We start from the raw sequence: 9,830 nt of genomic DNA, 5'->3' as shown, positions 1-9,830 counted from the left end.
GAATACAGACAACAACAATTACTTTTAAGTGCCTAAACATGTCGTAAATCACCTAACCTCAATGGTTTCACAAACCATCCAGACTTATCAAGAGCCGCTTCGCTCTTTCTCTTGACAAGCCTGGATATCTGATGAGATGTTTTGGTTAGGTCAATTAGCAGCTCCTCTGTTCTTGCGAAATTGGTCACCTTGAAGCAACTTAAGTTTTATATCTTTATTGAATCTTTCAGAAACACAAAAAAGAGCTACCCATTATTGGGGTAACTCTTCATAAAATCTAGTCTAACTTTTTGGGGTCACTATAAGGGGACAAATACTATCAAGATTTTTTATTATTTACGACCTGCTAAAGAAGATGGGTCACTGCCAACCAATTGGCATTCTAAATTTGGAGGACCGGCGTGGAGTCGTTTTGGTGATACGGATCAGTATTACTTACATTTATATGATGTCACTCAAGCAGATTTAAACTGGCATAATCCAAATGTAAGAAAAGAGTTATATAAAGTTGTCAACTTTTGGCTTGATAAAGGTGTTAAAGGTTTCCGTTTTGACGTGTTAAACGTGATTGGAAAAGACCCTGTTTTAATAGACAGTCAAGCACCTAACTCAGCTCAAGAAAAAAGTTTATATACAGACACTCCTATTGTTCACGAATGGATTAAAGAGTTAAATCACGCAAGCTTTGGAAAGAGAACGGATATTATTACTGTAGGTGAAATGTCTTCAACAACAGTAGATAATGGTGTTAAATACACTAACCCTCAATCAGATGAGTTAAGTATGATTTTTAACTTTCATCATTTAAAAGTTGACTATGATGAAGGTGAAAAATGGAGTGATGTTCCATTTGATTTTATCGAATTAAAAGAAATCATTGATGAGTGGCAAAAAGGCATGTCTGATGGAGGCGGTTGGAATGCGTTGTTTTTAAATAACCATGATCAACCTCGCTCTAATAGCCGTTTTGGTGATACAACTCGCTATCCTTATGAAACCGCAACAATGTTGGCTCAATCGATTCAATTTTTAAGAGGAACACCTTATATTTATCAAGGTGAAGAAATTGGAATGACGAACCCTGCTTACGAAAAAATTGATCAATACGATGATATTGAAACCCGTAATATGCATAAGATTTTATTAGAACAAGGAAAGTCTTCCCAAGAAACAATGGCGATAATTCAGTCAAAATCTCGCGATAATAGTCGTACACCAATGCAATGGGATGACACTAAAAACGCTGGCTTTAGTCAAGGAACGCCTTGGGTAGAAGTGCCTGAAAACTATGAAGAAATTAACGTGACGCAAGAAATTCAACGAGAAGGAATTTTTAAGTTCTATCAACAACTGATTCAACTTAGAAAAGAATATGACGTTATTTCTAAAGGAACATATGAAGGCATTTTATTAGATCATTCTCAAGTGATGGGATATATTCGTCGTTACCAAGAAGAAGCTTTACTCGTTTTAACAAATTATTATGATGAGCCGGCTAGTGTAGAATTGCCTACTGAATTTAGTGGTAAAGAGGTAAAATATTTACACGGCAATTATAAAGGATTTAAACATCAAAAAATTGTGCATTTAAGACCTTATGAAACGATCAGTCTGTTAGTTTCAAAAAAATCTTGATTCGCATTGAAAATACATGTTAAAATGAACAAGTTCTGGACAGTTTTTCCTTAGGGAAAGACTGTCTTTTCATGTTAAATAACAAAATAAGGGGTTTTACTATATGAAAGAAAGCAAATTAACAAAGAGTCAATTTATTTCGATCGGTGTCATGTTATTTGGATTGTTTTTTGGCGCAGGCAATTTAATTTTCCCGCCTTTTCTTGCTAAAGAAGCAGGAGAACAAACATTGTGGGCATTAGTAGGTTTTATTTTAAGTGGGGTTGTTTTATCGATTTTAGGGGTGGCTGCCGTTGCTAAAGCAGGTGATATGATTCAATTAAGTGAGCAAGTAAGTAAGCCCTTTAGTCGCTTTTTTGTTTTTACTTCTCTTCTTTTGATAGGTCCTGGTGTGGCGATTCCTAGAGCTGGAAGTACGCCTTATGAAATGGTTGTTGCGCCTTACTTACAACAAGACGGCGGAAACTTTTTACCTCAATTAATTTATACAGTAATCTTTTTTATTGCAGCGTATTCACTTAGTCGAAAACCGGGTAAAATAGTCCAACGAATTGGACGAATTACAGCGCCTAGTTTAATAGTTTTAATTATTATTTTAGTCATCGGTGTTGCGACCACCCATCACAATATTGATCCAACCGTTTTACCGCCTTATAACGACGGGGCTTTTACAGGAGGAATTATCGCTGGATACAATACCCTTGATGTTATTGCTTCTTTGGCGTTTGGGCTAGTGGTTGCTTTAGCGTTGAAACAATATGGCGTTTCTAAAGAGGCTCTTCCTAAAGTCACCATTCAAATCGGAACGTTAGCTGGAAGTATTTTAGCGATTATCTATAGTGTCTTAGCTTATGTAGGTTATACAATGAGTGGATATGTAGCAGAAGCAACTAATGGGGCACAAATATTATATATTGCAGCAATAAGTGCTTTTGGAAGAATAGGTGCTGTTATGTTAGCTTTAATTTTTACAGTCGCTTGTTTAAATACGTGCGTTGGTTTGTTGACTTCTTTATCGGAATATTTCCATAAACTATTTCCTCGCTGGAGTTATCAACAAATTTTACTTCTGTTGGTTATAGCGAGCGCTATTCTTGCAAACTTTGGTTTAGACAGTATTTTAACTTACTCGATTCCTTTATTGGTATTTATTTATCCTGTAGCTATTGCTCTAGTATTTTTAGAGTTGTTAAGAAATAAAATGAACTTTACTTCCCTTTTTACACGACTAACGGTTTACATGGTATTAGCGATTAGTTTCTTTTCAGTTCTTTATAATACTTTTAACGTAGATACTCCCTTTTTAAGCTATTTACCTTTATATGACGAAGGTCTTGGCTGGGTTATTCCATTTGTCATAGCGATTTTAATGTACAAAGTAAAAACTTTAATATTTCCAAACGCAGATACTTTTTAACTGTGATATAATACAAACAGATTAAATAAAAGGAGACTCTCAGATGAAGAAATTATTATTCATAAGCAGTTTAGGGTGCTTGCTGCTTTCTGGATGTAAAAAAGAGCCGATGATTCATTTGAATGAAGACGTTCAAGCATCCATTGAAGCAAAGCAAGCTAAAGATCGTCCTACTGAGGAAGTTTCCCAACTTGAAGTCGAAGAGTCTCAAGTAGACCCATCTCAAGGGGAAGAGATAACGCCAGATACACCTATAGAAGAAGCGATGGCAGTCAATTTTGATCCTTCATCATGGATACTATTAGAGCAACCTGTCGCGTTAAATTTAGTGGATTACTTACCCAATAAAATTAACCAACTAAAATCAATGACAAATGGTCAGCAAGTGATTCAACAATATGTAGAATTTATGGATAACAATCAAGCAGCTATGCAAGTAATTGAAGTAAGCTCTGATAGCATTGAACATAAATGGTATCGTTGGAACGGTCAACAAATTATTTGGTTTGCTTCAAGTAACGAACCAGATTATTTTAATAATCAATTGACACAATATATGAATCAACCGAATAATCATTTAGTGTTGCTTCAAGCGCCTCTTCAAGTAGGAACGACTTGGAGCTATGACCAAAACTATCCAAGTGAAATCACCGCAATTTATCAAACGGCGCAAATAAATGATCAGACTTATACAAATGTTATTGAAGTAACGAGTCAATTAGCTGACGACGGCGAGTGGAAAACTTACTTTGCACCAGAAGTTGGACTGTTAGCTAGTGTTATTAATGGTTCACCGTGGGTTGTTCAACAGTCAGTAGAAGACGCAAGTCTTTTACAACCGATTACTGTCTATGAATCAACCCAGCTGACAGATAATGTAGCACAAATGGAACCAGTAGAACAAATGCTTGAATGGCGTACTAACAGTGAGCCAAAAGATGTTTGGATGGCTCTATTTCAAAAGTTACATTGGATGACTCAAGAAAATCAATTAAATCAAGTAGTAAAATTAAATGATCAACAAGTACAAGTTGATTTTGCACCAGGTATTGTGAATGGAATGAATCAACACCCTCATCAAGAATACGGCGTCATTCCAGGAATCGTCAAAACGATAGGAGCTTATTATAATGTTCCTTACGTTCAACTGACAGTTAACGGAACACCTTTATTACCTGATTATTTAATGTTCCCTCAACAAGGGATGTGGCAAGTGGATGGCGAGTATAAAGTGGAAACAACCTCGCAAACACCGAACACCTCTCAAGAAAGTACCCTGGAAGAAGTTAGTGAGCCTTTACCAGAATAAAAATTCCCCTTTAACAGTGATCGGTTAAAGGGGATCTTTTTTATTACGAAGGGCGCTTCGCAATCACTTCAATTTCTAAATCAGCACCTAAAGGTAGTTGATAAACAGCAACGCACGTTCTAGCAGGGTAAGGGGCGTTAAAATAAGTTTTATATACTTCGTTCATTTCTTCAAAGTGATCCATCGATGTTAAGTAGGCATTGACTTTAACGACGTGTTCCAATGTCAGTCCTGCTTCTTTTAACACATCTTGTAAGTTCTCAAATGTGGCATGAGTTTGTTCAGCGATCGTTCCTTTTTCTTTAATCGCATGAGCGTTTAAAGCGGTTTGACCGGAAAAGAATACGTAATCGCCTCCATCTACTGCGTGAGAGTAGGGTCCTGAAACGTTAAGTGTATCAGCTGTATAAATTTTTCGTGACATATTAACTATCTCCTTTAATTTAATTGGTACTTTTAATATAGCGTAAAATTTAGGAAATACCAATTTTAATTGAGGAAAGTTGCATCTTATCAGTAAATTTTGTATACTACCTAGAGAATTAAATATTAGCAGTCAAAGTGCTTACTATACCTGTGTCATAGGGATAGTGTGCACTTTTTTTATTGAAAATTATGAAAAGGAGAAGGTCTAAATGTATCAAATGGATACGATCGCAGCCATTTCGACCGCCTTAGGCGAAGGAGCTATTGGAATTGTTCGAATGTCTGGTGAAGAAGCAATTGAGATTGCTAACCGCGTATATAAAGGAAAAGATTTAACAAAAGTACCCACTCATACTATTCATTATGGGCATATTATTGATCCGAGGACAAACGAGGTATTGGATGAAGTCATGGTTACTGTTATGAAGGGCCCTAAATCTTTTACAACAGAAGATATTATTGAAATTAATACCCACGGAGGAATTATTGCTGTTCAAAGTGTATTAGAAGCTCTTTTACAAGCCGGCGCTCGCTTAGCAGAACCAGGCGAATTTACTCAGCGTGCTTTTTTGAATGGACGAATTGATTTATCCCAAGCCGAAGCGATTATGGACTTAATTCAAGCTAAATCTAAAAAAGCTATGACTGCTTCGATGAGTCAACTACAAGGGGGTTTGTCAAAGCCTATTCGCGAATTAAGACAAGAAATGCTCCAAACCCTCGCAACCGTTGAAGTGACAATTGATTATCCGGAGTATGATGACGTAGAAGAACTTTCAATGACCCAATTAAAAGAAACGGCCATCTCTGTCAAAGAAAAAATTCAATTGATTTTAGACAAAGCTCAACGAGGTAAAATTTTCCGCCAAGGAATCAATACCGCCATTATTGGTCGACCAAATGTTGGGAAATCATCACTCCTTAACTATTTAGTTGGTGAAGAAAAGGCAATTGTTACAGAAATCGCCGGAACCACTCGAGATACAGTTGAAGAATTTGTTAGTGTGCGAGGAATTCCGCTTCATTTAGTCGATACAGCTGGAATTCGACAAACGGATGATGTGGTTGAAGCGATTGGAATTGAGCGCAGTAAGCAAGCCATGGATCAAGCTGATTTAATTATTTTACTTATTAACCAAGCAGAAGAATTTAGCCAAGAAGACCAACAACTACTCGAAATAACTCATGGAAGAAATCGAATTATTATTTTGAATAAACAAGATTTACCAACCAAAGTAAGAACCGAAGATTTAGCACCGTGGGTAGAAGCAAAAGACATTGTCACTGCTTCAGTGATGACTCAAGAAGGATTAGACGATTTAGAAAGTCAAATTGAAGAACGCTTCTTTAAAGGCCAACTAGAGTCAGCCGATATTAACTACTTATTAAATACACGACACACTCAACTTCTTCAAGAAGCTATGGATTCTTTAGATGAAGTGATTGAAGCAACTGAGATGATGATTCCTGTTGATTTAATTCAAATCGATTTTACTCATGCATGGAATGTATTAGGAGAAATTATCGGTGAAAGTGTTCAAGATGAATTATTAACCAAACTCTTTAGTGAGTTTTGTTTAGGAAAGTAGGGATTAAGTGACGAGATTAGCGACCATTTGTTATATCGATAACGGAGAGCAATTATTGATGCTCCATCGTAATAAACAAAAAGATGACCATCATTTTGGTAAATGGATTAGCGTCGGTGGTAAATTTGAACCCGGCGAGACACCAGAAGAATGTGCCGTTAGAGAAATTAAAGAAGAAACCGGACTGACGGTCAAACAAATGACCATGCGAGGGGTTATTACTTTTCCTGAATTTACTCCAGAACATGATTGGTATAGTTATGTTTTTCATGTAACTGAATTTGAAGGCGAATTGATTGAATGTGATGAAGGCACGTTAGAATGGGTAAACTATGATGAAGTGATGTTAAAACCTACTTGGGAAGGCGATTATATCTTTTTACAATGGGTGTTAAAAGGTAGTCCGTTCTTTTCGGCTAAATTTGTTTATCAAGATGAAGTATTGATCGATCATAATGTGACTTTTTATGAAAATATGAATTAAGAGAGGATGAAAGTAATGCATACATTTGAAGCAGAAACCTATGATGTGATTGTTGTAGGAGCAGGCCATGCAGGGTCTGAATCGGCTCTCGCTGCGGCACGTATGGGGTGTGAAACTTTACTGTTAACGTTGAACTTAGATATGGTAGCCTTTATGCCATGTAACCCGTCTATTGGAGGACCGGCAAAAGGGGTTGTCGTTCGTGAAATCGATGCTTTAGGCGGCGAGATGGGACGCAATATTGACAAAACCTACATTCAAATGCGCTTGTTAAATACAAGTAAGGGCCCAGCAGTTCAAGCTTTAAGAGCTCAAGCAGACAAAAATGATTACGCACAGACAATGAAACAAGTACTAGAAGACGAACCAAACTTAACATTACGTCAAGGACTGGTGGAACGTTTAGTCATTGAAGACGGTGTGTGTAAAGGGGTCATTACCGATCAAGGTGCCATCTACCGTTCGAAAGCTGTCGTCCTTACGGCAGGAACGTCTTCCAGAGGTAAAATCCACATCGGAGAAGTGACCTATTCTTCGGGACCTAATAATACACTCCCTTCTATTAAGTTGTCTGAACACTTATTAGAGTTAGGTATTGAATTGGCTCGCTTTAAAACAGGAACTCCAGCTAGAGTTCACCGTGACTCACTTAACTTTGATAAAATGCTCATTCAACCGGGTGACGAAGAACCGAACCATTTTTCATTTATGACTCCTGATGAAGATTATTTGGAAGAAAGTGTTCCTTGTTGGTTAACCCATACGAATTTAACCACTCACGAAATTATTCAAGAAAATATTCACCGAACTCCTATGTATTCTGGAATTATTGAAGGTGTAGGAGCGCGGTACTGTCCTTCAATTGAAGATAAGATTACTCGTTTTAGTGATAAGCCACGCCATCAAGTCTTCATTGAACCTGAAGGTTTAACAACAAAAGAAATGTACGTTCAAGGTTTATCAACCTCTTTACCGGAAGAAGTTCAGATTTCAATGTTAAGATCGATTGAAGGACTAGAAGAAGCCCGTTTGATGCGTCCAGGGTACGCGATTGAATATGACGTCGTTATTCCTCACCAACTTCAATTAACCCTTGAATTGAAAACAATTGAGTCACTATTTACAGCTGGTCAAATGAATGGAACAAGTGGATATGAAGAAGCAGCAGGGCAAGGACTTATCGCTGGTATTAACGCCGCGTTAAAAGTTCAAGGAAAAGAGCCCTTTATTTTACAACGAAGTGAAGCGTACATCGGGGTAATGATCGATGACTTAGTCACTAAAGGGACCACAGAACCTTATCGTCTATTAACGTCTCGAGCAGAATATCGCTTACTTCTTCGCCATGACAATGCGGACTTACGTTTAACACAAAAAGGTTTTGACATTGGCCTTGTTAAACCTGACGTGTATGAAGCTTTTACACAGAAAAAGCAGGCAGTGGAAATGGAAATTGAGCGCCTTTCATCCATTCGTTTAACACCTAATACTCCTGGTTTAAGTGAATATATGGAACGAGTTAATTCAACTCCACTAAAAGATGGTATTTTAGCCAGCGAATTGTTAAGACGTCCGGAAATTAAGTATCATGACTTAGTAGAAATTATTCCTCACCCAGAAGGTCCTGTTAGCCGCCAAGTAGGAGAACAAGTCGAGATTCAAATTAAATATGACGGCTATATCGCCAAAGCAAATCGCAAAGTAGAGAAAGTCAAAGCGATGGAAAATCGTTTAATTCCTGAACACTTAGATTACGATCAAATTGATAACTTAGCCGTTGAAGCAAGAGAACGATTGAAATTGATTCAACCGAGAACTCTTGCCCAAGCAAGTCGTGTCAGTGGTGTAAACCCTTCTGATATCGCTGTTTTATCAGTTTACATTAAACAAGGTAAAGCTTACGAAACGAAAGAAGAGGTGTAAAATGACAACTGTTATTCATATCGTAGCTTGGTTGCTACTCGTATTAATGGTCCTTTTACTCAACTCATTGCCTTTGGTTATGATTAACGTCTTATCTCCTATGCAACAGTGGATCTTTTTAATTATTTACGGAGCAATACTCGTATATTTATTTAATTTATTGTCAAAGCGTTATAATTTACGAACGAGAGACTATTTTAAACGTTTGGAAAGAGCCGACTGGCTTTGGAACTTTGGGATGTTTTTAGTGTTACGAGTGATTGCTATTGCGGGTACTTTGTTACTAACAAAAATTTATGGAACTGATCTAAGTGCTAACGATACGATTATCAATGAGTTGATGATGAATTTACAAGCTGCACCGCTTATCAGTAATTTACTCTTTTTAGTGTCGACGACGTTTATCGCACCATTTTTCGAAGAGTTAGTCTTTAGAGGGTTCGGAACGCGATTATTGTTTAATAATACTTACGGCTGGATTCAAGCGATTGTCTTATCTGCTATTTTTTCTCTTTTACACGTTTCAAATATAGGAGAGTTTATTTTATATTTTATTCTTGGACTTGGATTTTATCTGACTTACAAACGTCGTGGTCGATTAGAAGATGCGATTATGGTTCACTTTTTAAACAATTCAGGTTTATTATTTTCAGTTCTTTACTTCCTTTTTACAAAGTAATAAAAAACGATTTGACAGCTTTTTGAGTCAAGTCCACAATCCTGTGTAAAATACTATACAATGTTTTACCGGTCTCTTACTGGTCAAACTTAATATATTTTCTTGTAGAACTTATCCATTCATCATGTGTGTCCATGAGGACAGCACCAATTAATCGATTGGCTGAAGCATGATTTGGAAAGATTCGAATGATCTTTTCTCTTCTGCGAACCTCTTGGTTTAATCGTTCAAGAAGATTGGTACTTTTTAGTCGATTGTGGGAGCTACCTAGGACAGTATATTGAAAGGCATCTTCGAAGCCATTATCTAAGGTCTCGCAAGCTTTTGTGTATTTCTTTTGGTCGTAGTATTCTTCAACCAGATGCTTT

General features: G+C 37.0%; 9 protein-coding genes. 7 read left to right on the top strand and 2 right to left on the bottom strand.

Annotation, left to right across the window (positions count from 1 at the left end; all coding sequences use genetic code 11):
* The first annotated feature begins 270 nt into the window (after positions 1 to 270).
* The 3 genes from BLR79_RS07655 (at position 271) to BLR79_RS07645 (ending at position 4,361) form a co-directional block, all read left to right on the top strand.
* Positions 271 to 1,635: an alpha-amylase family glycosyl hydrolase gene (locus BLR79_RS07655; RefSeq protein WP_327020432.1), complete on the top strand. Its 1,365-nt coding sequence runs from the start codon at positions 271 to 273 to the stop codon at positions 1,633 to 1,635.
* Between the two features lie 103 nt (positions 1,636 to 1,738).
* Positions 1,739 to 3,052 carry a branched-chain amino acid transport system II carrier protein gene (gene brnQ / locus BLR79_RS07650; RefSeq protein ID WP_092086610.1) on the top strand — a complete coding sequence of 438 codons (1,314 nt, stop codon included), beginning with the start codon at positions 1,739 to 1,741 and terminating at the stop codon, positions 3,050 to 3,052.
* 43 nt (positions 3,053 to 3,095) lie between these two features.
* Positions 3,096 to 4,361, top strand: a complete 1,266-nt coding sequence (locus BLR79_RS07645) for a hypothetical protein (protein WP_092086607.1) — start codon at positions 3,096 to 3,098, stop codon at positions 4,359 to 4,361.
* A gap of 43 nt (positions 4,362 to 4,404) precedes the next feature.
* On the opposite strand, the gene BLR79_RS07640 is transcribed toward BLR79_RS07645, so the two are convergent.
* Entirely contained in the window at positions 4,405 to 4,785 is a 381-nt protein-coding gene (locus BLR79_RS07640; protein WP_092086604.1) for a RidA family protein, read from the bottom strand.
* A 211-nt stretch (positions 4,786 to 4,996) separates the two neighbouring features.
* Between BLR79_RS07640 and mnmE the strand changes: the two genes are divergently transcribed.
* From mnmE to BLR79_RS07620, 4 genes are read left to right on the top strand one after another with little or no spacing between them, the layout of a single operon-like run.
* A complete protein-coding gene (mnmE, locus tag BLR79_RS07635) occupies positions 4,997 to 6,376 on the top strand; it encodes a tRNA uridine-5-carboxymethylaminomethyl(34) synthesis GTPase MnmE (RefSeq protein WP_092086601.1) in 1,380 nt (459 codons plus the stop codon).
* 7 nt (positions 6,377 to 6,383) lie between these two features.
* Entirely contained in the window at positions 6,384 to 6,860 is a 477-nt protein-coding gene (locus BLR79_RS07630) for an NUDIX hydrolase (RefSeq protein ID WP_092086599.1), read from the top strand.
* A 15-nt stretch (positions 6,861 to 6,875) separates the two neighbouring features.
* Positions 6,876 to 8,783 carry a tRNA uridine-5-carboxymethylaminomethyl(34) synthesis enzyme MnmG gene (mnmG, locus tag BLR79_RS07625; protein WP_092086597.1) on the top strand — a complete coding sequence of 636 codons (1,908 nt, stop codon included), beginning with the start codon at positions 6,876 to 6,878 and terminating at the stop codon, positions 8,781 to 8,783.
* Between the two features lies 1 nt (position 8,784).
* On the top strand, positions 8,785 to 9,462 hold the full coding sequence (locus BLR79_RS07620) for a CPBP family intramembrane glutamic endopeptidase (protein WP_092086595.1): 678 nt from the start codon (positions 8,785 to 8,787) through the stop codon (positions 9,460 to 9,462).
* Between the two features lie 76 nt (positions 9,463 to 9,538).
* Here the strand turns inward: BLR79_RS07620 and BLR79_RS07615 are convergent.
* A partial coding sequence (locus tag BLR79_RS07615; protein WP_200778885.1) for a transposase occupies positions 9,539 to 9,830 on the bottom strand: 292 nt, incomplete at its 5' end.

It is taken from the genome of Dolosicoccus paucivorans, assembly GCF_900100125.1.
Classification (GTDB): domain Bacteria; phylum Bacillota; class Bacilli; order Lactobacillales; family Aerococcaceae; genus Dolosicoccus; species Dolosicoccus paucivorans.
Note: the sequence above shows the minus strand (reverse complement) of the source record. Positions and strands in the feature narration are given on the sequence as shown.

Excerpts from the sequence above, each read along its gene's own strand:
- brnQ (WP_092086610.1), top strand. The coding sequence starts at position 1,739 with ATGAAAGAAAGCAAATTAACAAAGAGTCAATTTATTTCGATCGGTGTC.
- BLR79_RS07645 (WP_092086607.1), top strand. The coding sequence starts at position 3,096 with ATGAAGAAATTATTATTCATAAGCAGTTTAGGGTGCTTGCTGCTTTCT.
- BLR79_RS07640 (WP_092086604.1), bottom strand. The coding sequence starts at position 4,785 with ATGTCACGAAAAATTTATACAGCTGATACACTTAACGTTTCAGGACCC.
- mnmE (WP_092086601.1), top strand. The coding sequence starts at position 4,997 with ATGTATCAAATGGATACGATCGCAGCCATTTCGACCGCCTTAGGCGAA.
- mnmG (WP_092086597.1), top strand. The coding sequence starts at position 6,876 with ATGCATACATTTGAAGCAGAAACCTATGATGTGATTGTTGTAGGAGCA.
- BLR79_RS07620 (WP_092086595.1), top strand. The coding sequence starts at position 8,785 with ATGACAACTGTTATTCATATCGTAGCTTGGTTGCTACTCGTATTAATG.